At 57.2% G+C, this 22,335-nt stretch carries 23 protein-coding genes; 18 read left to right on the top strand and 5 right to left on the bottom strand.

The features are described 5' to 3' along the window. The first annotated feature begins 27 nt into the window (after positions 1–27). The 3 genes from JT31_RS00605 to JT31_RS00595 are packed head-to-tail and all read left to right on the top strand — an operon-like array spanning position 28 to position 2,585. Positions 28–798, top strand: a complete 771-nt coding sequence (locus tag JT31_RS00605; RefSeq protein WP_038472153.1) for an MBL fold metallo-hydrolase — start codon at positions 28–30, stop codon at positions 796–798. 8 nt (positions 799–806) lie between these two features. Continuing rightward, on the top strand, positions 807–1,814 hold the full coding sequence (locus JT31_RS00600; RefSeq protein WP_038472151.1) for a LacI family DNA-binding transcriptional regulator: 1,008 nt from the start codon (positions 807–809) through the stop codon (positions 1,812–1,814). 9 nt (positions 1,815–1,823) lie between these two features. Next, positions 1,824–2,585 carry an inositol monophosphatase family protein gene (locus JT31_RS00595; RefSeq protein ID WP_038472149.1) on the top strand — a complete coding sequence of 254 codons (762 nt, stop codon included), beginning with the start codon at positions 1,824–1,826 and terminating at the stop codon, positions 2,583–2,585. A gap of 40 nt (positions 2,586–2,625) precedes the next feature. On the opposite strand, the gene JT31_RS00590 is transcribed toward JT31_RS00595, so the two are convergent. After that, positions 2,626–3,408, bottom strand: a complete 783-nt coding sequence (locus JT31_RS00590; RefSeq protein WP_038472147.1) for a chitosanase — start codon at positions 3,406–3,408, stop codon at positions 2,626–2,628. A 266-nt stretch (positions 3,409–3,674) separates the two neighbouring features. On the opposite strand from JT31_RS00590, the gene JT31_RS22855 reads away from it, so the two are divergent. The 5 genes from JT31_RS22855 to JT31_RS00570 all read left to right on the top strand — a co-directional run bounded on the left by JT31_RS22855 (position 3,675) and on the right by JT31_RS00570 (position 7,371). Continuing rightward, positions 3,675–4,277: a hypothetical protein gene (locus JT31_RS22855; protein WP_071842912.1), complete on the top strand. Its 603-nt coding sequence runs from the start codon at positions 3,675–3,677 to the stop codon at positions 4,275–4,277. A gap of 107 nt (positions 4,278–4,384) precedes the next feature. Further along, a complete protein-coding gene (locus tag JT31_RS00580; protein ID WP_038472145.1) occupies positions 4,385–5,779 on the top strand; it encodes a cytochrome ubiquinol oxidase subunit I in 1,395 nt (464 codons plus the stop codon). Beyond that, positions 5,779–6,792 carry a cytochrome d ubiquinol oxidase subunit II gene (gene cydB / locus JT31_RS00575; RefSeq protein WP_038472143.1) on the top strand — a complete coding sequence of 338 codons (1,014 nt, stop codon included), beginning with the start codon at positions 5,779–5,781 and terminating at the stop codon, positions 6,790–6,792. Before JT31_RS00580 ends, cydB begins: the two co-directional genes overlap by 1 nt. Next, positions 6,792–6,914: a DUF2474 domain-containing protein gene (locus JT31_RS22850; protein WP_071842911.1), complete on the top strand. Its 123-nt coding sequence runs from the start codon at positions 6,792–6,794 to the stop codon at positions 6,912–6,914. The genes cydB and JT31_RS22850 overlap by 1 nt, the downstream gene beginning before the upstream one ends. 169 nt (positions 6,915–7,083) lie before the next feature. Further along, positions 7,084–7,371, top strand: a complete 288-nt coding sequence (locus JT31_RS00570) for a hypothetical protein (protein WP_038472141.1) — start codon at positions 7,084–7,086, stop codon at positions 7,369–7,371. Positions 7,372–7,415: 44 nt separating this feature from the next. Here JT31_RS00570 and JT31_RS00565 read toward each other — a convergent pair whose 3' ends face one another. Next, positions 7,416–8,333, bottom strand: a complete 918-nt coding sequence (locus JT31_RS00565) for a tetratricopeptide repeat protein (protein WP_235212907.1) — start codon at positions 8,331–8,333, stop codon at positions 7,416–7,418. After that, on the bottom strand, positions 8,330–10,558 hold the full coding sequence (locus JT31_RS00560) for a glycosyl transferase family protein (RefSeq protein ID WP_038472139.1): 2,229 nt from the start codon (positions 10,556–10,558) through the stop codon (positions 8,330–8,332). Before JT31_RS00560 ends, JT31_RS00565 begins: the two co-directional genes overlap by 4 nt. A gap of 312 nt (positions 10,559–10,870) precedes the next feature. Between JT31_RS00560 and JT31_RS00555 the strand changes: the two genes are divergently transcribed. Beyond that, entirely contained in the window at positions 10,871–11,200 is a 330-nt protein-coding gene (locus JT31_RS00555; protein WP_038472137.1) for an SMR family transporter, read from the top strand. A gap of 40 nt (positions 11,201–11,240) precedes the next feature. Here JT31_RS00555 and JT31_RS00550 read toward each other — a convergent pair whose 3' ends face one another. Beyond that, on the bottom strand, positions 11,241–11,789 hold the full coding sequence (locus JT31_RS00550; protein WP_038472135.1) for a helix-turn-helix domain-containing protein: 549 nt from the start codon (positions 11,787–11,789) through the stop codon (positions 11,241–11,243). A gap of 105 nt (positions 11,790–11,894) precedes the next feature. Between JT31_RS00550 and JT31_RS00545 the strand changes: the two genes are divergently transcribed. From JT31_RS00545 to JT31_RS00505, 9 genes are all read left to right on the top strand, one after another. Next, complete coding sequence (locus tag JT31_RS00545; RefSeq protein WP_038482572.1) at positions 11,895–12,554, top strand: AzlC family ABC transporter permease; 660 nt, start codon at positions 11,895–11,897, stop codon at positions 12,552–12,554. After that, positions 12,554–12,877: an AzlD domain-containing protein gene (locus JT31_RS00540; protein WP_038472133.1), complete on the top strand. Its 324-nt coding sequence runs from the start codon at positions 12,554–12,556 to the stop codon at positions 12,875–12,877. The genes JT31_RS00545 and JT31_RS00540 overlap by 1 nt, the downstream gene beginning before the upstream one ends. Before the next feature lie 196 nt (positions 12,878–13,073). Continuing rightward, a complete protein-coding gene (locus JT31_RS00535) occupies positions 13,074–13,313 on the top strand; it encodes a DUF2554 family protein (RefSeq protein ID WP_038472131.1) in 240 nt (79 codons plus the stop codon). A 118-nt stretch (positions 13,314–13,431) separates the two neighbouring features. Then, positions 13,432–15,057 carry a TIGR04028 family ABC transporter substrate-binding protein gene (locus JT31_RS00530; RefSeq protein WP_038472129.1) on the top strand — a complete coding sequence of 542 codons (1,626 nt, stop codon included), beginning with the start codon at positions 13,432–13,434 and terminating at the stop codon, positions 15,055–15,057. Between the two features lie 9 nt (positions 15,058–15,066). Beyond that, entirely contained in the window at positions 15,067–16,011 is a 945-nt protein-coding gene (locus tag JT31_RS00525) for an ABC transporter permease (RefSeq protein WP_038472127.1), read from the top strand. Continuing rightward, a complete protein-coding gene (locus JT31_RS00520; protein ID WP_038472125.1) occupies positions 16,008–16,868 on the top strand; it encodes an ABC transporter permease in 861 nt (286 codons plus the stop codon). The genes JT31_RS00525 and JT31_RS00520 overlap by 4 nt, the downstream gene beginning before the upstream one ends. Next, complete coding sequence (locus JT31_RS00515; protein ID WP_038472123.1) at positions 16,865–18,484, top strand: dipeptide ABC transporter ATP-binding protein; 1,620 nt, start codon at positions 16,865–16,867, stop codon at positions 18,482–18,484. The genes JT31_RS00520 and JT31_RS00515 overlap by 4 nt, the downstream gene beginning before the upstream one ends. Beyond that, the gene (locus JT31_RS00510; protein WP_038472121.1) at positions 18,481–19,527 is read left to right on the top strand and encodes a putative FMN-dependent luciferase-like monooxygenase; all 1,047 of its coding nucleotides are present in this window, start codon (positions 18,481–18,483) and stop codon (positions 19,525–19,527) included. Before JT31_RS00515 ends, JT31_RS00510 begins: the two co-directional genes overlap by 4 nt. Then, the gene (locus tag JT31_RS00505) at positions 19,524–20,615 is read left to right on the top strand and encodes an alkylhydroperoxidase domain protein (protein WP_038472119.1); all 1,092 of its coding nucleotides are present in this window, start codon (positions 19,524–19,526) and stop codon (positions 20,613–20,615) included. Before JT31_RS00510 ends, JT31_RS00505 begins: the two co-directional genes overlap by 4 nt. 385 nt (positions 20,616–21,000) lie before the next feature. Here JT31_RS00505 and paaK read toward each other — a convergent pair whose 3' ends face one another. Next, positions 21,001–22,317, bottom strand: a complete 1,317-nt coding sequence (paaK, locus tag JT31_RS00500) for a phenylacetate--CoA ligase PaaK (protein WP_038472117.1) — start codon at positions 22,315–22,317, stop codon at positions 21,001–21,003. Positions 22,318–22,335 lie beyond the last annotated feature (18 nt).

Raw genomic sequence — 22,335 nt, 5'->3', positions numbered from 1 at the left:
ACCGCGAAAAATTTTTAGCGAGGGATAATGAAAATCGACGTGCTTGGCTGCGGCAGCGCCTTCTCCCGCTGGCAAAATACTTCCGCACTGCGGGTGATTGACGACGAGAACCGGCAGTGGCTTATCGACTGTGGCCCAACCGTGCCTCGCGCACTATGGCAGCGCGGCGGCAACATCAATGATATCGACGTGCTGTTTTTTACCCATGTGCACCCGGATCACTGCACCGGCTTAACCGCCCTGCTTAATCACTGGAAAAGTTTTGCCCGCCAAAAGCCGCTGGTGATTTACAGCCAGCCGGAACAGCGACAGGTGCTGATGCAGCTGGCGCTGCTCGCCAACTGGCCTGATGCAACGCTCTGTTTCCCGATAGAATGGCGAGACAGCGAAGCAGATTTCCGCTGGCAGAACTGGCACATTCGCACCGCCCCAACCCGCCATGAAATGGCCAATCTTGCCGTGCGCATTGATATCCGTGAACACGGCCTGTTCTACAGCGGCGACGGCAGGCCCACCGAAAGCTCAATCGCGCTGATGGCCGGAGCCGATCTGGCTTTTCAGGAGTGCGCCTCGCTGTCTGAACTTGCCGATGATGCCTCCCACGGTGATTTTCCCGGCTGCCTGAAGCTGTTTAAATCACTGGCGCTGCCGTCTCTGGGGTTGTATCACTGCAACGATGCGATTTTACCCGCGCTGAAGCTGGCCTGCCGTCCCTATGCCGGACTGTTCGTCAGCCATGACGGCCTGCAGTATGACTTCCATCAGCAGCGTTTTTACACTGAGGATTTTTTGCCTTGAGTTCGCCGATGCATAAACAGAGCGTCACCGCCGAAGACGTTGCCCGCCGTGCGGGCGTGTCTCGCGCTGTGGTTTCCCGAGCGCTAAGTAATAACGGCAGCATCTCTCCGGCTACCCGCGAGCGGGTGCTACAGGTAGCCGAAGAGCTTGGCTATCAGGTCAATTTTCTTGCTCAGGGGCTTAACCGCCGACGCAGCCATCTGATTGGCGTTATCGTCTCGCGCATCCACGATCCGTTTCGCAGCAGCCTGCTGGACGGCCTGCTCGGCGAAATTCAGCGTAACGGTTTCCAGGCGCTGGTGACCGAAATCCGCTCGGAGCAGGAGCTGGCGAAAACGCTGCGCCATTTCACCCAGTTTCGCGTCTCCGGCGTGATTGTCACCTCAGGCAAACCGCCCGAATCGCTGGTGAACGAATGCGTCCAGCAGCAGATCCCGGTGGTCGGCATCAACCGCCAGCCGGATATTCCCGGCGTGGATTATGTTTGCTCCGATAACGCCGCGGGCGCGGTGCTCGCCGCCGAACAGCTGGTCAACAGCGGCTGCCGGCGCTTTGGCTGGCTCAACAATAACCAGTCGACCTGGGCCGGTAGAATGCGCGGCGAGGCTTTCCTTCTCGCCCTGAGCGAACGCGGTGTAGACGTCGATAAAAGCCTCGTGACGCTGCTTTCCTCTGAAGAAGGTTACGAAGGTGGCTGGCAGGCAGCGGCTGAACTCGAACAGATCCCACAGGGCATTTTCTGCGCCAATGCCCAGCTAGCCTGTGGCTTTCTCGACGGCATGCGCCAGCGCGGCAAAAACGCCCCGCAGGATTTCCAGCTTATTGGCTTCGACAATACGCCGCAGACGGCGCAGTACAGCTACCGCCTCACCACCCTTAATCAGGACGTGGCAGAGATCTCACGCCTGGCGCTGATGCATCTGCTGGAGCGCGCTCGCACCCCTTCGCAACCTTCACGCACCAGTTGGGTGAAGGTTGATTTGATCCATCGGCACACGTCGCTTTCCCTTACCTAAGAGCAAAACATGACAGAACAACAGCAGCAGGCGTTATGCACGTTAATCCGCGAAGCCGGCGCCCGCGCCCAGGCGCTGCGCGATGCAGGTTTGAAAGTTGAGAAAAAAGGTCGTCAGGATTTCGTCTCACAGGCGGACGTTCTGGTTGAACAAGAGATTAAAAGCTGGCTGAAGGTCCATTGCCCGCAGGACGGTTTCCTCGGTGAAGAAAGCGGCCTTGTTGAGGGTGAGCGCGGCGTCTGGGTGCTTGACCCGGTTGACGGCACCACTAACTTTATTCTTGGCATGGACTATTGGTGCATTTCCCTCGCTTACGTCAGGCAAAGCGTGATTGAGCTGGGGATTATTTATGCGCCCGACCGCGATGAGTTCTTTTTTGCCCGGCACGGTGCGGGAGCCTTTCTTAATAACAGGCCGTTAAAGCTTCACGATCCGTCTCCGGAAAGCGTGGTCATTGGCCTGGGCCGCTCAAGCCGTGCGCCGGTTCCTCTTTATGCCCGCACCATCGAAGATGTGCTCAATGACGGCATGGAGTACCGCCGTTTCGGCGCGGGCGCATTGATGCTGGCGCACGTTGCCGCGGGCCAGGTTCACGCCTACTACGAAGAACATATGAACAGCTGGGATGCGCTGGCCGGGCTGCTGCTGATAACCGAAGCCGGCGGCACCAGCAACGCATTTCTCGCCGACGGCGGCCTGTTGAAAGGTAATCTGGTACTGGCAGGCTGCACCAGCGTGCAGGAAAGGTTAATGGTGCTGCTGGAAGCTTAAACCGTAAGACCCGTAGCCTGAAGCTGCGGGTTTTCTACCGTTAGCGCTCGATGACAAAATCTTCATCATTGGTTCGCCAGCGCAGAGGTGGCGACAGGCTGTAGTGACCTTCCTTGAGAAAACGGCGCTGCTCAAGCTCAACCCGCGACGTCTCTTCGTGAGCCTTTTCTTCCCGCATGATCTTCACTCGCGCATCTAAAAACGCATTCAGCCAGGCTTTCTCACTGCCGCCCTGTGCGGGCGTTTTGGCGACTGCATTGGCCGCCGCACGAATGCCGCCAAACGTCACTCGCTGGCTACCCGGCCCATGCATGACCAGCGCATCGTAGTAAATAAATTGCCCCAGCGTGCTCAGCCCATCTTTTTTCGCTTGCTCAACCGCAGGCTTCAAATACTGTTCAGTGAGGATCTGATCCTGCGACGCTCTAAACGCGGGATCTTGTGCAGCCTGTTTCCAGGCATCCACAAAATCAGGGTCAAGCCCGGTATGGGCGCTATCGCCTTCTGCCGCGAGTGCTTTCAGTGCGGGCAGATAATCAGAGAGCGGGTTTCCCGCCCGCATCGACGTATAGCGTGCCACAACGTCCAGCATATCTCCGTTAGCGGAGGTAAACCCGATAAGTCCGGCGGTATAACCGCGATCGTCGTCGATATCCTCTATATAGGCATACTGTTTTCGCCAGTCGAGCGAGGAGTTTTCCGCGCTGGAAACAAGTTGCATAGCAATCTCTCTTTTTGCGGGAGAAAGCAGATCCTCGGCGGATGCCTGAGACGCCAGGCTAAGGCCGACCAGTAAAAATACGCTAAACCTGGGTGACAACATCGTTTTCTCCGGAAAAGAACGCTCACGATATAGACCAGTGCGTTTAAGGTTGGTTCTCGGGAAAACGGTTATCTTTTCAAAGTGCTGGCTTATGTTTTTCGTCAATTCATAGTGTTAGATCATCGTTATCTCAGCGATAGCGTTGATTTCTTCGCTGGCGCATTTAGTGACAGAACTCACCTGTTACTCATAAAACACATGAATTCCACGCATAAAATCAATTACCATAGACATATTATGTTCTTACAACATGCCGTAATTATTTAGTGAAACTCTTACATATCATTTTTTTTCTTCTTTCAAAAAAGAGCGGTCAACTGAAAGCATTCTGGCGGGCGGAAATCTCCTCCAACGGTAGAATTAACCCTTTTCGCCTGCACATCGCCCACAAATGCCGCGACAGGCACTTTCTCCTGTGGTGGCGCTTAGCCAACCAGATGACGCTGGTTGGCAGCAAACGCCAAAGGAAAACGGCGAAAAAAATAGGCTGGGCACTGCAGATGAAATACGCCTCGGACATTGGGCTGACTGCCAGTATTGGTATTAAACCGACCTTCATGCATCTAACTGGCGTAGTCATTTCTGGACGGGCGGTCATTGGCGACCATGCGGTAATTCACCAAAATGTGACCATTGGTGTAAAAGATGGCCTATCTAAAGCCGTGGCAAACATTGGCCACCATGCTGTTATAGGTGCAGGCGTTTGCATTCTTGGTGGGGTTAAAATTGGTCATCATGTCAACATTGGCGCGATGTCCCTGGTACTGACTGACATCCCGGACAACTCAACCTACGTTTGTAAAGTGCTGCCCATAGTCCTACAAAATAGAAATAGCCCCACTCTTAGCTGCGCTATGCCAGACACATAAAGCCCCTCAGGCCAACTGTTATCCCTTTTTCCTGCCAGTCTGTTTCTACACCCCAGACGTGGCGCGGCCTACAATCGAGCCGAATAATTTGCTATGCGGAGTTCTGCATGTTCGGTTTAGACGCTTTTCACCTGGCGAGGATTCAGTTTGCTTTCACTGTCTCCTTCCACATTATTTTTCCCGCCATCACTATCGGGCTTGCCAGCTACCTCGCGGTACTTGAGGGGCTCTGGTTAAAGTCCAAAAACCCGGTTTACCGCTCGCTTTATCACTTCTGGTCGAAGATTTTTGCCGTCAACTTTGGCATGGGCGTGGTCTCCGGGCTGGTCATGGCCTACCAGTTCGGCACTAACTGGAGTGGGTTTTCCCAGTTTGCCGGCAGCATCACCGGCCCGCTGCTGACCTACGAAGTGCTGACGGCCTTCTTCCTTGAGGCCGGTTTCCTTGGCGTGATGCTGTTCGGCTGGAGCCGTGTTGGCCCAGGCCTGCACTTTTTTGCCACCTGCATGGTGGCGCTGGGCACTATTATTTCCACCTTCTGGATCCTCGCCTCCAACAGCTGGATGCAAACCCCACAGGGCTTTGAGATCCACAACGGCCAGGTGGTGCCGGTGGACTGGCTGGCGGTGGTGTTTAATCCTTCCTTCCCCTATCGCCTGCTGCATATGTCGGTCGCGGCGTTTCTCAGCAGCGCCTTCTTCGTCGGGGCATCTGCCGCCTGGCATCTGCTTCGTGGCAACAGTACGCCGGCCATTCGCACCATGTTTTCAATGGCGCTGTGGATGGCGGTTATCGTCGCCCCAATCCAGGCGATGATCGGCGACATGCACGGCCTGAACACGCTGAAGCATCAGCCGGCCAAAATTGCCGCCATTGAAGGGCACTGGGAAAATCGCCCCGGTGAGCCGACGCCGCTGCTGCTGTTTGGCCTGCCGGACATGGAGCAGGAACGCACCCGCTTTGGCCTGGAAATCCCGGCACTGGGCAGCCTTATCCTCACCCACAGCCTGGATAAACAGGTCCCTGCGCTAAAAGAGTTTCCGAAAGAGGACCGCCCTAATTCGCCGATTGTTTTTTGGTCGTTCCGCGTGATGGCTGGATTAGGGATGCTAATGATCCTGCTCGGCGTCGCCAGCCTGTGGCTGCGCTACCGTGATCGACTGTTCGACAGCCGCCCGTTCCTGCATTTTGCGCTGTGGATGGGGCCGTCGGGGCTGATTGCCATTCTCGCCGGATGGATAACGACGGAGGTGGGCCGCCAGCCGTGGGTGGTCTACGGCCTGCTGCGCACCAAAGACGCCGTTTCTGCGCACGGCACGCTGCAAATGAGCATCAGCCTTGCCGCCTTTTTCGTGGTGTATATGTCGGTGTTCGGCGTCGGCTACGGCTACATGGTCAGGCTTATCAAAAAAGGCCCGCAGCCGTTTGACGACCATCCCGCCGAAGGAACCCCGTCCCGCCCGCTTTCTGCGGTCACCGAATCGCTTGAGGAGCCGCGCTAATGGGCATCGATTTATCCGTTATTTGGTTTGTGATTATCGTCTTCGCCACCCTGATGTATATCGTGATGGACGGTTTTGATCTGGGCATTGGCATCCTGTTTCCGTTTATCCGCAGCGGGGAGGACCGCGACGTGATGGTCAACAGCGTAGCCCCGGTCTGGGACGGGAACGAAACCTGGCTGGTGCTGGGCGGTGCCGGGCTGTTTGGCGCTTTCCCGCTGGCTTACGCGGTGATCGTCGACGCGCTCACGATCCCCCTGACGCTGATGCTGATCGGGCTGATTTTTCGCGGCGTGGCATTTGAATTCCGCTTCAAAGCCACGCCCGCGCATCGTCCTTTCTGGGATAAAGCTTTTCTGGGCGGCTCGATTCTGGCCACGTTCTGCCAGGGCATTGCCGTTGGCGCGGTCATTTCTGGTTTCTCAGTGACCGGTCGCCAGTTTTCCGGCAGCCAACTCGACTGGTTGACGCCGTTCAACCTGTTCTGCGGCCTGGGGCTGGTGATTGCCTACGCCCTGCTGGGCGCTACCTGGCTGGTGATGAAAAGCGAAGATCCGCTGCAGAAAAGGATGCGGGCCCTCACCCCAGCGTTGCTGCTGGCACTTTTGGTGGTGATAGCGGTGATTAGCGTCTGGACGCCGCTGCGCCACCCGAACATTGCCGAACGCTGGTTCAGCCTGCCAAACCTGCTGTTCCTGTTGCCCGTACCGCTGCTGGTAGTGCTGTGCAGCCTGTGGCTTTGGCGCAGCGTCCGCACGGCGAACAGCCTTCACGCCACGCCGTTTGTGCTGACGCTGGGGCTGATTTTCCTGGGCTTTAGCGGGCTGGGCATCAGCATCTGGCCAAACATTATCCCGCCCGGCATCACGCTGTGGCAGGCCGCCGCGCCGCCGCAAAGCCAGGGCTTTATGCTGGTTGGGGCGCTGTTTATTATTCCGATAATCCTGGTTTACACCTTCTGGAGCTACTACGTGTTTCGCGGGAAGGTGCAGCATGGCGAGGGCTACCATTGATGAAACAGGCGGCTAAAAGAGTGATGTGGTTGGTTATTTTATGGAGCGCCAGCGTATTAGCCCTGGCGGCCGTAGGCATGGGGTTCCGCCTGCTGATGACCGCCGCAGGATTTAAATCTTAATTTACTGAGCCAATAAGCGGAGAGGATAAAACAGGCTTACCCTCTCCAGTTTTGATTGATCCGTAAAAGGTGACGAAGTTGATTTTCCTTAAAACTGTGCTAATTCTTTAATGCGTTAATGAGGAAAAACAGTTAACTATTTCAATGAAACATTCAGAGGATGACCAAGATGAAATATCTGCTACCTGCCCTGGCTTTAACGCTGTTAGTTTCGTCACCTGTTTTTGCGGCAAAACAAATTACTCATGAACAATCACCTGGTTATACCAAAATTGGCGATCTTTCCCTGACTCAGGACGGCACGCCGACCGTCGGGCATAAGGATTTATCTAAAGAGGTAAATCAAAAATGCGAAGAGTCCAACGTGAAGCCTGCCGACTGCTTTTATGTGATTGTCGCCGCCACGGGTGACGAATCTAATCATAAAAATGTCAATATTGAAGTCTTCAAGAAATAAATAACCAGACGGCCCTTAATAAAGGGCCATTTTTATTATGCTGGTTACTTCTGCCACCCTCCAGAATAATGCTCTGCCGCTTTCATACCACCCCAGGTGACCATTAAATATCGCCAGTTATGCTTTTCACTGTCGGCGGTGAACTGAGGATGATGGCTGGCCAGATAAGCCTTCAGTGCGGGATATTTTTTTCTTTCAGCCAGAGACTGGGCGTAGGCCAGCTGCATACCTGGCGTATTCATCACGCCCTGCTGCTGCAGATCAAGAATGCGACGGTCGCGCTCAAGGTGTAGCAAAATAGCGAACCACTGCTGGTACTGCTCCTCGCCCAACGTTACCAGCCGATCGTGGAGGGCAAAGCCGCGATCGGCCATGTGCCACTTCTGCAAAGCGATAGCGCTCTGGGTCAAATCATTGATCAACATCTGCCCTTCGGCCGATACGCGAAACGCTTCGTCATTCAGCTGCATCAGCGCGATATCCAGCTCCCCCAGCCTGACGGCATACTCTCCTACTTCAGCCCGGCAGACGACCGACGGGGAAGCGCCGCATTCCTCATGAAGCGCAACAAGCTCCTTTCGGCTGGTTATTTTTTTAGCCGGCCGTGGGATAGCGTCGAGCGCCTGACGAATCGGCACATTGCCCGGCGTTTGACGAAGCTGCTGGCTCAGCAGCGCAATCGCTTTGTCGTCGTGTCGAAAATGTCGATAGGCCCCGGCAAGCCAGAGCGTCAGGCGGATGCTCTCCGGAGCCAGCTCGTGGGCATGCTGAAAACTGTGAATAGCCCGCTGTTCATTATTGGAGGAAAGCGCTTTTTGCGCCCGCGTGATGTGCGGATAAACCTTAAAGTAGCGGTAATCGCTTAACCCGAGATCTTCTCTTGACCCTTCGGTTACGGCCTGTGCATAGCCAACGATAAGCAGGCTAAAGGCTAAGCACAGCGTTTTTAGGCGAAGCTTCACGTTAATTCTCCAATAAGGCTGGAGATCTGCAGACTGCTCAGCCCGGCGTTGTGCATCAGCCTGTTCAGCGAAGGCTGCAGCTTTTTTTGCTGTTTCAGTGCATGATCGACCACCCGCTGGCTGACCACGCCTTCCTGCACCAGGAATTCTCCAAACTGCATCTCACTGCGCTCATGGCGCAGCAGCACCGCTTTCAGCACCGCGTCATCCAGATAACTTTCGGTTATCAGCACTTCAGCAAACAGAATCTGCCCGGAAACATATTCATGCCACAGCGCTTCGGCCCGCTGCGGGGTCAACATTCCTGCCGCCGCCGCGCGGGAAAGCAAAGCAAACTGCTCGTTGTTTTGCGGGTCGCCGTACCAGTGCCGGAGCCCAACCACAACCTCACCTCGCGGGACGATAACGTAGCGCACCGGCCGTCCAGCCTTACGCGCCAGCGCCGCCAGTGAAACGGGATCCAGAGGGCTCTCACTAGCAAGCACCAGCCTGTCAGGCTCTTCGCGCAGCGGCAGCACGGCGTAGTGTCGGGCTACCCCAGAAGGCAGCCCGGCAATAAGTCGCTTATCGAGGCAACGGCTGTCCATGCGCACCATCGGCACTCCCGCCTGTTCGGCCAGCGCCTCGGCAAGCTGCAGGGTATTGATGACGCCGCTCTTCACCAGGCTGCCGCCGAGCTTTAGCCCTGGGATGCGCTGCTGGATGGCTTCATCAAGCTGCGTCTGGCTAATCATTCCCCGCGCCACCAGAATCTCGCCCAGCGGACGCAGGGCTGCATTCCGGGTGACCACGCGAGGGAAGTCATGGGTTGTTTTATGCCACGCCACGCGGCGCGGATCGCCGTGCTGAATCACCAACCGAATGGCCCGGCAGTTAGCCGCAAAATTGATAAGACAACCCCAGAACAGGCGCGGCACGCACATCAGTCCCTGCCACAGCCCGTAATACCCGCTGACAAAAATAATCCTCTGCACAACGCGATTAGCTAACAGGCAGACGTTGGCCCACAGCAGCACGGTGAACCACTCGTCGCAGCAGAATATCGACATAAACTGCCAGGCGTCATCCACGGTATGCTGATAAACCCACAGCGCCCCGAGTTGCATCGCTACCAGCATGGCGCCAAAAGCAAGAAAGTTGGCAATGCCGCCCTTTCTGTCGCGCCACAGGAAATAGTTCAGCGTCCGGCTCGTACTCCAGCGTTGCGTTTTGAAACCCTGAAAAACAATGCCGATTATCCAGCGTGACTTCTGCCGTACCGCCGCGCCAAAGGTATCCGGAAAATATTTGCGCACGGAAAGCACGGTAGAGGTACGTCGACGCTGGCCGAACGGTTTGCCGGACAGTTCTGCACCGTCCACTACCGGAAAGCGACAGAAAATCTCGGTCATGCCCTTTTGACGCAGGCGAAAACCGATGTCGTATTCCTCGGTCAGGCTTTGCACGTCAAAGGCGATGCCGTCCCCGTCTGCCAGCAGCGCGAGCACGGCCCTGCGGCTGAAACAGGTTCCCACGCCTGCGCTGGGGACCTGGCCCGCCAGCGCCTCACGAACCGGCACATCTTTACCGTGCAGCTCGGAGAACTCGTCCAGATAGCTCAAGCTGGTAAAGTGTGTCCAGCCGCGCTCAAGCGGGTAGACAGGAAGTTGAATCAGATCTTTACGGCCAACCAGATAGTTGAAAAGCCGAAGCTCCAGCGGTGAAATAACGTCTTCGGCATCGTGCAGAATAAAGCCTGAGAAGGAAAAACGGGCGCTGCGTTCAAACTGCAAAATAGCATCGAGGATGTTATTCAGACAGTCAGCTTTGCTGGTTGGGCCTGGGCGCGCGCAAACCACCTTATGCACGTTGGGATAACGCGCACACACCTCATCCACGTCGCGCTGGGTATTCGGGTCGTTTGGATAGGTGCCAATAAAAATATGATAGTTTTCGTAATCGATCGAGGCGGCCGCAAGACTCACCATTTTGCCTATTACGCCGTTTTCATTCCAGGCCGGCACCATTATTGCAAGCGGCTTTTCCGCAGGCTGATAAAGCGCCTTGTAACCTAAATGTGGGTGACGGCGGTATACGGTACAGGCGCGCCAGACGCGACGAAACCAGTACACAGCATCAATAAACAGATCGTCTATTCCACTGATAAACATCAAAATAGCCAACCCAATCGCGATTACTTTTACGCCATACAGATAGCCTGAGAAGTAATCTACCCACCAATCCATGCCTCACCCCAGGGGTTAATTATCATTCATGGCGCCGCTCACTTTCCGCCGCTACCGTCGATGTTACCGGTATCATAGGCGAACAGAATATTCCTATAAAGCGCAATATTTTATTTATTTATGATTTAAACCATAAATAAACTGGCACTTAACCTTTTAACCAGCATAACACTCGACATTTAACAAATTAAACAGCCCATAAACACAGCGGGAGTATCTATAAACCTTTTCGTTTTCCTGTCTTTCGAAAAAATCGGCGCCAGGTCAAAATAGCGCTCCGCAACCGCCGTTCACCACTGGATACAACCGAACATGACCTACAGCTGGCTTATTCTCGCAATCGTTGCCGAAGTGATTGCTACCACCGCTTTAAAACTTTCCGATGGTTTCAGCCGACTGTGGCCCAGCGTCGTCACCGTCCTGTTCTATGCGGTCGCTTTTTATGCGCTGTCGATAACCATGCGCACTATCCCAACCGGGATCATTTACGCCATCTGGTCCGGCGCGGGGATCGTGTTAATCGGCATGATTGGCTGGCTTTTCCTCGGGCAAAAGCTCGACTGGCCTGCGCTGGCGGGCTTGGCGCTGATTATTCTTGGCGTGCTGGTGATTAACCTCTTCTCCAAATCCGTGGCCCATTAATGAAAACGGGCTGTCCTAAAGAGGCAGCCCGCGTCCGGCGTTAATTCTGCTCCGCCACCATGATGGCCATCGTGTCCGGCTCCAGCGCGCGAAAAATATGCGGCTGGTCCGCCGGGTAACAAATATAGTCGCCAACCGCCAGCTCTTCTGCCGACTCGGTCAGGCCGACCAGCGCCCGCCCCTGCGTCACAATCATATGCTCCACCGAGCCCGGCGGATGCGGCTCCGAAAGCCTCGGTGTGCCCGGCTGCGCTTCAACCAGATAGATATCCCGACGCACGCCCGGCGGGCAGCTTGCCAGTAAAATAGCCACATAGTTGGCCTGCTCGGCGGAAATGCGGCTGCCTTCTCCCCGGCGAATAATCTGCGTTCTGGCGCTTTGTGGCTCCAGCAGCGTGGCAAAGGGAATATTCAGCGCCACGCACAGCGCCCATAGCGTCTCCAGGCTAGGATTACCGTTTCCCGCTTCCAGCTGCGAGAGCGTGGATTTTGCAATACCGGCCCTGCGGGCCACTTCCGCCAGCGACAGCCCTGCGCGCCCGCGCTCCCGTGCCAGGCTTCTGGCTATAGTGTCTATTGGCTGAGTCATTAAACTCCCCACTGTTCGATAAAATGAACGATTCGTTCGCTTGATATGGTAGCAGATTGCGGTCATTATAATGGCGATTTCGTTCGATATGGAAACCATTACATGATGCGCGCCCACCTCCGCACCCTGCCCGGAGACACCAAAAAAGCCATTTTCCTCGTCTGCCTCGCCGTCGGCGTCGTGGGCGTTTCTTACGGCTCACTCGCGATGGCCTACGGCTTCCCGCTCTGGCTGCCGGTGCTGGCCTCTTTTGTGGTGCTGGCGGGGGCATCCGAATTTATGTTTATCGGCATTATCGCCAGCGGCGGTAATCCTTTTGCGGCCGCGATGGCTGGCCTGCTGGTTAACGCCAGGCATATTCCGTTTGGCGTCGCCGTACGGGAACTGGTGGGCACACGCCTGCTAAGCCTCCTGGGCTGCCATATCATGAACGACGAGAGCGTCGTTTTCGGCCTGTCTCAGGCCACGCCTGAAAAACGCAAAGCCGCCTACTGGCTCTGCGGCGCGGGTGTCGCACTTTTCTGGCCTGCGGGAACCCTGCTCGGCGCGGCGGTAGGCAGCCTGCTTCCTTCGCCGGAAGTTATCGGGCTGGACGCGGTTTTCCCGGCTATTCTGCTGGCGCTGGTTATTCCGGCCTTTAAAAGCCGTACCACGCTGGTTCGCGCCTCAACCGGGGCAGCTATTTCACTGGCCGCCACGCCTTTTGCTCCCGTTGGGCTGCCGGTGCTGCTTTCCATGTTAGGCCTGCTGGCGAGGAAAAAATAATGACCTATACCCTTACCGTGCTTGCCGGGCTGGCCGTGCTGTCTGCGGGAACGTGGCTGATGCGTTTTACCGGCGCGAAGCTTGGCAACAAGATGGCGCTGTCCGACCGTGCACAAAAGCTGCTTAACGACGGGGCGACCACCCTGCTGTTTTCCGTCGCCCTGGCGACCACGTTTTTTGAAGGCTCTCATTTCGCAGGGTACGCCAGGTTTGCAGGCGTGGCCGTGGCGGTGTTCCTCGCCTGGCGCAAGGTACCGCTGATCTTCGTGATTATTGCCGCCGCGCTGGTGACGGCGCTCCTGCGTCTGGCGGGTATTCACTGATCGGGCTGCCGCCTTTACGGCGGCCTCCCTGCACACCTCAGGTTAACCGCAGCGCAACAAAACAACTTCCTTTCCCGCTTTTACCTTGCTGACAAACCTTTAACTCACTTTTGATAAGTCGAATAGTTCCGCGACGGGATTATCGCTAGAGTAGCCACGTTCCGTACAAGGAAAAACACACACGAGGCGCGACAAGATGGCACTAAAAAATCAGCTGAGCATTATCCTGTTATTAATTGTGACCGCACTTTTCTCCGGACAGACCCTGGCCGAGCGTCACGGGCACGAATACTTCGTGGTGAAAGATATCGATATTCAGCTTAGCCACCAGGCAGACAGCGATGAACTGCGCCAGGCGGCAGAAGATTCCGCTGATGATTTCCGGGAACACCATCATGCGGTCACCCACAGACGGCCAGCCACCTATTTGCGTTAAGTCGATTTTCAACAATCGTTAGTAGATTTTCTTCGTTCTCATCCTTTATTGCCTGAGTTGTTATGAGTTTCAAGGCGCTGCGTGCGCTACTAACAATCAGACAATAAAGGATAACACCATGCCATCATCGCCTCGCCAGACCGCTATCGCTCGCGGGCTGGCATTAGCAGCAGCCTTTGCTGCTTTCAGCACCAGCGCCGCCCCGATCAAAGGCGGCGAATTGGTCTACCTGGAACAACAGGCTCACACCAACCTTTACCCTCCGGCCGGAGGCTTCTACCCCAACGGCGGGATCCTGAACCAGGTCACCGACAAATTGACCTGGCAGAACCCTAAAACGCTGGAAGTTGAGCCGTGGATTGCCGAATCGTGGACCAGCAACGCGGATAAAACCGAATACACCTTCAAACTGCGGCCGGGCGTAACGTTCTCCGACGGTACCCCGCTGGACGCCAACGCGGTAGCCAAAAACTTTGATACCTACGGCCTCGGCAATAAAGCCCTGCGCCTGCCGGTTTCCGAAGTCATCAACAACTATGACCACAGCGAAGTTATCGACCCTCTGACGGTGAAGTTCTTCTTTAAAAAGCCGTCTCCGGGCTTTTTACAGGGCACCGCGACCATCGGCTCAGGCCTGGTTTCGCTGAAAACGCTGGCACGTAACTTTGATGAACTGGGCGATGCCCGCAATATCATCGGCTCCGGGCCGTTCGTGGTGCAAAACGAAACCCTGGGCCGCGAAGTGGATTTAGTTGCCCGCAAAGACTACCAGTGGGGGCCGAAAAACAGTCCGCAGCAGGGGCCAGCCAACCTCGACGGCATCAAGATCCTGGTCACGCCTGAAGACAGCGTGCGCATTGGCGCGCTGCTGGCGGGCCAGGCCGACTTTATTCGTCAGGTACAGGCCTACGATGAGAAGCAGGCCACCGACCAGAAGTTCCCTGTCTACGCGGCACCCACCCGGGGCGTGAACGACGGCATTGCGCTGCGCCCGGATAACCCGTTGGTAGCCGACGTCAAAGTCCGCCAGGCGCTGCTGCACGGCACCAACGCTCAGCAGGTTGTTGACACCCTGTTCTCAGCTAACTATCCGGTGGCCACCTCGGTGATTGCCAGCACCGCCGCCGGGTACGTTGACCTGCGCGATAAGCTGAAATATGACCCGACGCTGGCGAATAAGCTGCTTGATGACGCCGGCTGGAAAAAAGGCAGCAACGGTATTCGCGAGAAAGACGGTAAACCGCTGGCGCTGACCATCTATGAATCCCTACCGCAGCCGCAGAATAAAGAGGTTTTACAGCTGGTTGCCCAGCAGTGGAAGCAAATCGGCGTTGGCCTTAGCGTGCGCGCCGGGGATGCCGGTAGCCGGGTGCTGGATACCAACAATCCGCAGAAAACCGGGGTTAACGTTATCGAAGTGGGCCGTGCCGATCCGGACGTGATTAAAAGTCAGTTCCATCCGGCCAACCGCGATGCCCTGCTGCAAAAAGGCGGGCTCAGCGCTACCTCGCAGTTTAGCGATGACAAGCTGAACGCCCTGCTCGTCGGGATTTCGTCCGAAGTCGATCCGCAAAAGCGTCTCGTGCTGGCAGGTGACGCCCAGCGTTATCTGATTGACCAGGCCTACGTGATCCCGATTTTTGAAGAGCCACAGGTCTTTGCCGGTGCGCCGTGGCTGAAGGGCGTTGCCTTTGAAGCCGTGGGCCGCCCTTCGTTCTACGCCGCCTGGCTTGAAAAACACTAAGGGGTAGCCATGACACGTTATCTGGCCGGGCGCACTGCCCAGGCGTTGCTGGTACTGTGGGCGGCCTATAGCGTGTCGTTCATTCTTCTGCAGCTATTGCCAGGAGACGCCATCCTGATCAAATTCCAGAACCCTGACCTTGGGCTTAGCGCGGAACAGATTCAGGAGATGCGCGTTATCTACGGCGAAAGCACCCCGCTGTGGCAGCAGTATCTGACAACGCTTGGCCATATGCTGCGCGGTGATTTTGGCTATTCCATCGAGGCTGGCGTTTCGGTCAGCCAGCTGATTACCGCCAATCTGCCTTCGACGCTGCGCTTAGCCGGGCTGGGTTTTGCCGCCGCGATTATTCTCGCCGTCGGTATTTCAGCGGCCTCCACGCTCGCACCGCTTCGCTGGCTTCGAACGTTGTTTGCCAACCTTCCGGCCCTGTTTATCGCCGTGCCGACCTTCTGGCTCGGCATTGCGTTAATCCAGCTGTTTTCCTTCCACTGGCGGCTGATTCCGGTAATCAATCCCGGCTTCTGGCAGGGGCTCATTTTGCCGGTCGCCACGCTCGCTGTGCCAATCAGCGCCCCGCTTGCCCAGTTGCTGATGAGGAATATCGACCAGGTGCTGACTCAGCCTTATGTGGCCGTTGCCCGCGCAAAAGGCGGCAGCCGCGCGGGTGTCCTGTGGCGACACGTTGCCCGTAACGCTCTGCTGCCGGTGCTGACCGTGGCCGGTTTGCTGCTGGGTGAACTGATTGCCGGGGCGCTTATCACCGAAACCGTTTTTGGCCTTAACGGCCTGGGACAGCTGACGCAGCGGGCGGTGAATAATCAGGACGTCGCCGTGCTGCAGGCGGTGGTGATGATTTCCGCCCTGAGCTTCGTGGTCATTAACCTGCTGGTGGATGTGATTTATCCCCTGCTCGATCCGCGCCTGAAGTCTATTCGGGGAGTAACCGCATGACGACCGTTGATATCAATACCCCGCTGCCGCGCCGGACGGAGCGCCGGTTCTCCGGCTTCCGCGCCAGCATTCAGCCCGGCCTTTGGCTGGCATGGTTAACGCTGATTATTGTCGCACTTTGGGCGCTGTTCCCGTCGCTGTTTACTCAGTGGAGCCCTACCGAAGGCGTGCCGGGTGCGCAGCGCCTTGCCCCCCAGGCCGGGCACTGGCTGGGCACCGACCAGCTTGGGCGCGATCTCTACGCGCGAATCGTCTGGGGGGCTTCTCACTCGCTTTCCGGCGCGCTGGTGGCCGTGGCGCTTGGCCTGGTGGTCGGGACCGCACTTGGCGTCCTGGCCGGGGCAACCGGAGGCAAGACTGAACACGCGCTAATGCGCGGCGTCGACGTGCTGCTGGCGATCCCCGGCCTGCTGCTTTCGCTCAGCGTTATTATTCTGCTTGGTTTCGGCACGGTGAATGCGGCCATCGCCGTCGGGATTACGTCGATTGCCAACTTTACCCGCCTGGCCCGTGCGGAAGTGGTTCGTATTCGTCACAGCGATTACGTCGAGGCTGCCGTCGGCAGCGGCGGCACATTCCTGCAGGTGCTTTGGCGCCATATTTTGCCGAATGCGCTGACCTCGGTGTTCGCCTTTGCCGCGCTGCAGTTTGGCTCCGCTATTCTGGCGCTCTCTACGCTGAGTTTTCTGGGTTACGGCACCCCGCCGCCGACGCCGGAATGGGGTTTACTGATTGCCGAAGGCCGGAACTATCTGGCGACGGCCTGGTGGCTCTCCACGTTCCCAGGCGTTGTAGTCGTAGCCGTGGTGTTGGCCGTTAACCGACTAAGCCACCATTTTGCCCGGAGGTCGTCATGAATACACCGCTGTTAAAAATTACTAATCTGAGCATCGCCTGGCGTCAACGTGGTGGCAGCAGGCGCGTAGTGCACAACGCTTCTTTTAGCCTGCACGCCGGAGAAGTGCTGGCGATAGTCGGCGAATCTGGCTCAGGGAAAACGACCCTTGCCCAGTCGATTATTGGGCTGCTGGGTGAAAACGGCATTATCGAATCTGGCGAAATCCAGCTCAACGGCGAGCCAGTCAGCCGCTGGTCAGAGCGTCAGCTCGACGCCCTGCGCGGGGCCAGCATCAGCCTGATCCCGCAGGATCCGGGCAGTTCGTTAAACCCGGTAAAAACCATCGGCCAGCAGGTGGCCGAGGTGCTGAAGCTTCATACCCGCCAGCCTAAAGCCGAGCGAGAAAGCCAGGTGGTTGCGCTGCTCGAAAAAGTGGGGCTCAGCCACCCTGCGCAGCGGGCCAACCAATACCCACATCAGCTTTCCGGCGGCATGAAACAGCGGGTGCTGATCGCCATGGCTATCGCGCTTAAACCCGCGCTGATTATTGCCGATGAGCCGACCAGCGCGCTGGACGTTACGGTGCAGAAGCGCATTCTTGATTTGCTGGATACTCTGCGCCGTGAATCCGGCACGGCGGTGCTGTTCGTGACGCACGACCTGGCGCTGGCCGCCCAGCGTTCCGACCGTATTCTGGTGTTCCGTGACGGGCGAATCCAGGAGTCCGGCCCGACCGCTGAAGTGGTGAAGTACCCTAAAAATCCTTATACCCGCCAGCTGTTTGCCGATGCGCCTGGCCTGTCGCGCACGCTGCGCCCCTGGCCGCTACGCGCCCCGCAAACCGCCGCAATTGAGATCCGTAATCTGAGTCAGCATTTTTCGCTTGGCAAAGACAGCGCCCAGACGCTGCGGGCGCTGGACGACGTTTCATTTACCGTGGCCAAAGGCACCACCCACGCGCTGGTCGGCGAGTCCGGTTCCGGTAAATCGACGCTGGCGCGTATTCTGCTTGGCTTCCAGAAGCCGGACGCAGGGAAAGTGCTGATTGACGGCATCGACACCACCGATCTCAGCCCGGAGGCCCGCCGACAGCTCCGGCAAAAAATTCAGCTGGTTTATCAGAACCCTTTTGCCTCGCTGGATCCGAGCCAGACGCTATTTCGCATCATTGAAGAGCCGCTGCTTAACTTCGGCAAGCTGTCGAAGGCCGAGCGGCGCGCCAAAGTTGAAGCCATCACCGAACGCGTTGCGCTCCCGCTTGAGGCATTAACCCGTAAACCTCGCGAGCTTTCTGGCGGGCAACGCCAGCGCGTCGCCATTGCTCGCGCGCTGATTCTGGAGCCACAAATTCTGGTGCTGGATGAGGCCACCTCTGCACTGGATGTGACGGTGCAGGCGCAAATTTTACGCCTGCTCGACGACTTACAGCGGCAGCTCGGCCTGACTTACCTGTTTATTTCTCACGACCTCGCCACCGTCCGCCAGCTGGCGCACAGCGTTTCTGTTCTGCGCGCCGGTGAGCTGGTGGATAACGGCCCGATTGCCGACGTATTTAACGCCCCGGCCAGCGATTATACCTGGCAGCTGCTTAACGCTATTCCCGATATTGGCTCCGGCCATAAGGACGTTGCATGACCATTAAACGACTGGGCTTTTTTACTCGCCTGCTTGACCACGCCCCGGCCGCCGAACGCTATCGGCTGGCAACGGAGCAAATTATTCACGCCGAATGGCACGGTTTCGACGCCGCCTGGGTAGCACAGCACCACTTTCACGAAGCCGAGGGTGGCCTGCCTGCCCCGCTGGTTTTTCTGAGCCACGTGGCGGCTCACACCCGGCGCATACGGCTTGGCACGGGCATTATTACCCTGCCAATGGAGTCTGCGCTACGCGTGGCGGAAGACGCGGTCGTGCTGGATCTGCTCAGCGGCGGGCGCTTTGAGCTTGGCGTCGGTTCAGGCGGCACGCCGGGTTCTTTCCCGGCGTTTGGACTACTGAGCGCGGAAAGGGGAAAAATTTACGCCGACAATCTCGCAATACTGCGCTCGGCCCTGAACGATGAGCCGCTTGCGGGCACGGATAACCACCTTTACCCGGCCTCACCGCAGCTAAAAAGCCGTATCTGGCAGGCGACGTTTTCCGTCGATGGCGGTGCGCGAGCGGGAAAAGCGGGTGACGGGCTGATGCTTTCCCGCACCCAACCTCGTCCGGTCGACGCGCTGGATACCCCGCTGGATGAGATTCAAAACCCAATCATTGATGCCTATCTGGACGCCTTGCCCGAAGGTGTTGAGCCGCGCATCCTGGGCTCAAGAACCGGTTTTGTCACTGACGACGCCGAACTGGCGAGACAGCTCGCGGCAAGAGGACTGCGCCAGCAGGCAGAACAGCACCGGGCGCAGGGACACCCGGTTTTGGGCGACACGCTGGATAGCCATATTGCCGCGTTTGACGTTCACCTGGGCACGCCGCAGCAGGTTATTGCCTCACTGCTCCGCGACAGCACGCTCCAGCGCGTGACCGATCTTTCGTTCCAGGTGCATTCCATCGATCCGCCGCACGCCTACATTTTGCGTTCCATCGAACTGCTCGCGCAGCAGGTTGCCCCGGCGCTCGGCTGGGTTCGCAGCAGCGCCCACCCAACCGCTACATCTTCACTGTCTAAGGAGTCATTATGAGTCATTCGGACCTGCTTAATCAGCTGGCAGACATTATCCCCGGCACCTCGCTTGCTGAGGCTCGGGAAATTCGCGAAGCCGCAACAAGCCACGCGCAGGGCAGTTATGAGGCGCTTTTCGGCGAGACCAGCGCAAGTGGCCTGACGTTAGTGGAAAGGCTTCATCTCGCCAGGCGAGTGGCGGAATGGCACGACGATGCCCGGCTCGCGGACCATTATACCCGGCGTCTGGCAGGCAAACCCGCCAGCGAACGCTTTAGCACGCTGCTCAATCATGCTGAGAGGCTAAGTTTTCAGCCGGTACAGGCTGGCTCGCAGGACGTCAACGCCCTGACTCAGGCGGGTTTTAGCGAAGAAGAAGTGGTGACGCTGTCACAAATTATTGGCTTCGTGGCCTTTCAGAGCCGCCTGCTACGCGGGCTGCGCCTGATTGGCGGCCAGCCGGTAGACGGCGAACAGGTGCGCATTCCGGCTGCCGGAGAGTGGCACCGACAGCCGCTCACCGCCAGCGGCAAATCCGCCCCGGTGGCGTTTACCCAGGCCGAGCTTAACTGGGAACCGTGGATAGCCGCCCTGCCTTATGCGGAATACGGCCCGGAGCAGCAGGAAACGCTCAAGCGCTTCGGGCACCAGGACTCGGATTATTTCCGTCTGCTGGGACGCAACCTGCCGGTGCTGGAGCAGCGTACCCTTACCGACAAAGGGATTTTCTACACGCCGGGCGGTTTGCCCCGAGCCGAACGCGAGCTTGCCGCCACGGTTGCCAGCAAGGTAAACGGCTGCATTTACTGCGCGTCGGTTCACGCCCGCAAGGCCAGCCAGCTTTCAAAACATAACGAAGCCATCGAACGTTTGCTCGCCATCGAACCGGGCGGGACGCTGAGCGATGGACAGTCCCCTCGCTGGCAGGCCGAAATTAACTTTTCTACGGCGTTATCCTCCACCCCAGCGAGCGCCAATGCTCAACAGATACAAGCCCTGAGAGAACTGGGATTAAGCGAGCTTGAGCTGCTGGATTTGGTGCAGTCCACGGCCTTTTTCGCCTGGGCAAACCGTCTGATGCTGACGCTGGGCGAGCCGTTTAACTAACTTTCTCCCTCGCCCCTTTGGGGAGAGGTGATAAACAATGTTTCCCATAGCTTTTTTTCTCCCTCGCCCCTTTGGGGAGAGGGCTGGGGTGAGGGGAAGATTCGTCCCCCGGACACGTTCACCGTGCTCTTAACGTGCAGGGAAAATCGAACTATAGGTGAACGGAATAACTTTAGTCGATAAATACATTATTAAAAACAATAAGTTAAATCAATCTGTGTGCGTCACCAGTTCCTGCCCAACGGTGAAAGCCTTTGCACCGGTACAAAGGCTTTCCGATCTCATGTAAGAAGACAAAAAGATTTACAATTACTGCGGCCGGGAAGAAATACGGGCCGTGGAAGGTTATCCATCGGCCCGTCATTAGTGACAATGTCACGTTTAGTTAATGATTAGCCGCCTGACGCAGGTCGCAAACCCGGATTGCTTTGCCTTCAGAACGAGGCAGGCTGCCGCAGTTCACGATGGTGATATCCGTTGAAATCCCTACCATAGACTTAATGCGATGCCGCAGCTCGTGGCAAACCCCACAGCGCTGTTCGTGACTGAGATACAGGCTGCTCTCCTTCAGCTCTACCTTGATCGCCAGAGTGTCAAGATGCCCACGACGATGCACTTCCAGCTGGTAATGCGGCGCCAGGTGCTGGAATTTCAGGATCTCTTCTTCCAGCTGGGACGGGAATACGTTCACGCCGCGAATGATCAGCATGTCGTCGGAACGGCCGGTAATCTGGTCCATACGGCGCATGGTACGTGAGCTGCCGGGCAGCAGGCGAGTTAAGTCGCGGGTGCGGTAGCGGATAACCGGCAGCGCTTCCTTGGTTAACGTGGTGAATAGCAGCTCGCCGTGCTCGCCGTCTTCCAGCGGCACGCCGCCCTGCGGATCTACGATTTCCGGGTAGAAATGGTCTTCCCAGATCGTCGGGCCATCACGCGACTCCAGGCACTCCATCGCCACGCCCGGCCCCATCACTTCTGACAGGCCGTAAATATCCAGCGCGGTGATGCCCAAGCGGCGTTCAATTTCTGCCCGCATGGCTTTGGTCCACGGCTCCGCGCCAAAAACGCCCACGCGCAGCGAGCAGCCGCTGGCGTCACCGCCCATCTGGCGTTCCAGCTCTTCAATCAGGTTCAGGCACCAGGACGGCGTGACCATGATCATGTCCGGCTGAAAATCGCGGATCAGCTGCGCCTGTTTTTCAGTCTGGCCGCCGGACATCGGGATAACGGTCGCCCCAAGGCGCTCTGCGCCGTAGTGCGCGCCCAGCCCGCCGGTAAACAGGCCGTAGCCGTAGGAAACGTGAATTTTATCTTTTGGCGTACCGCCTGCGGCTCGCAGCGAACGCGCCACCAGGTTAGCCCAGTTATCAATGTCGTTTTGGGTGTAACCCACAACCGTAGGTTTGCCCGTCGTCCCGGAAGAAGCGTGAATACGAACGACCTGCTCCATCGGCACGGCGAAAGTATCAAAAGGATAGTTATCGCGCAGATCCTGCTTGGTGGTGCAAGGGAACAGGCGAATGTCTTTCAGCTCTTTAAAATCGTCAGGGTGCACGCCCACGGCGTCAAATTTGCGCTTATACATCGGGACGTTGTTATAAGCGTGGTTAAGCGTCCATTTCAGGCGCTGCGTTTGCAGGGCCTGCAGCTCATCCAGCGACGCGGTTTCAATCGGTTCCAGCTTGGTTTCAGAGGTTATCATTATTAGGGTACTCGCAGG

It is taken from the genome of Cedecea neteri (assembly GCF_000757825.1).
Classification (GTDB): domain Bacteria; phylum Pseudomonadota; class Gammaproteobacteria; order Enterobacterales; family Enterobacteriaceae; genus Cedecea; species Cedecea selenatireducens.
The sequence above is the reverse complement of the archived record's forward strand: the minus strand, read 5'-3'. Positions and strand labels throughout refer to the sequence as shown.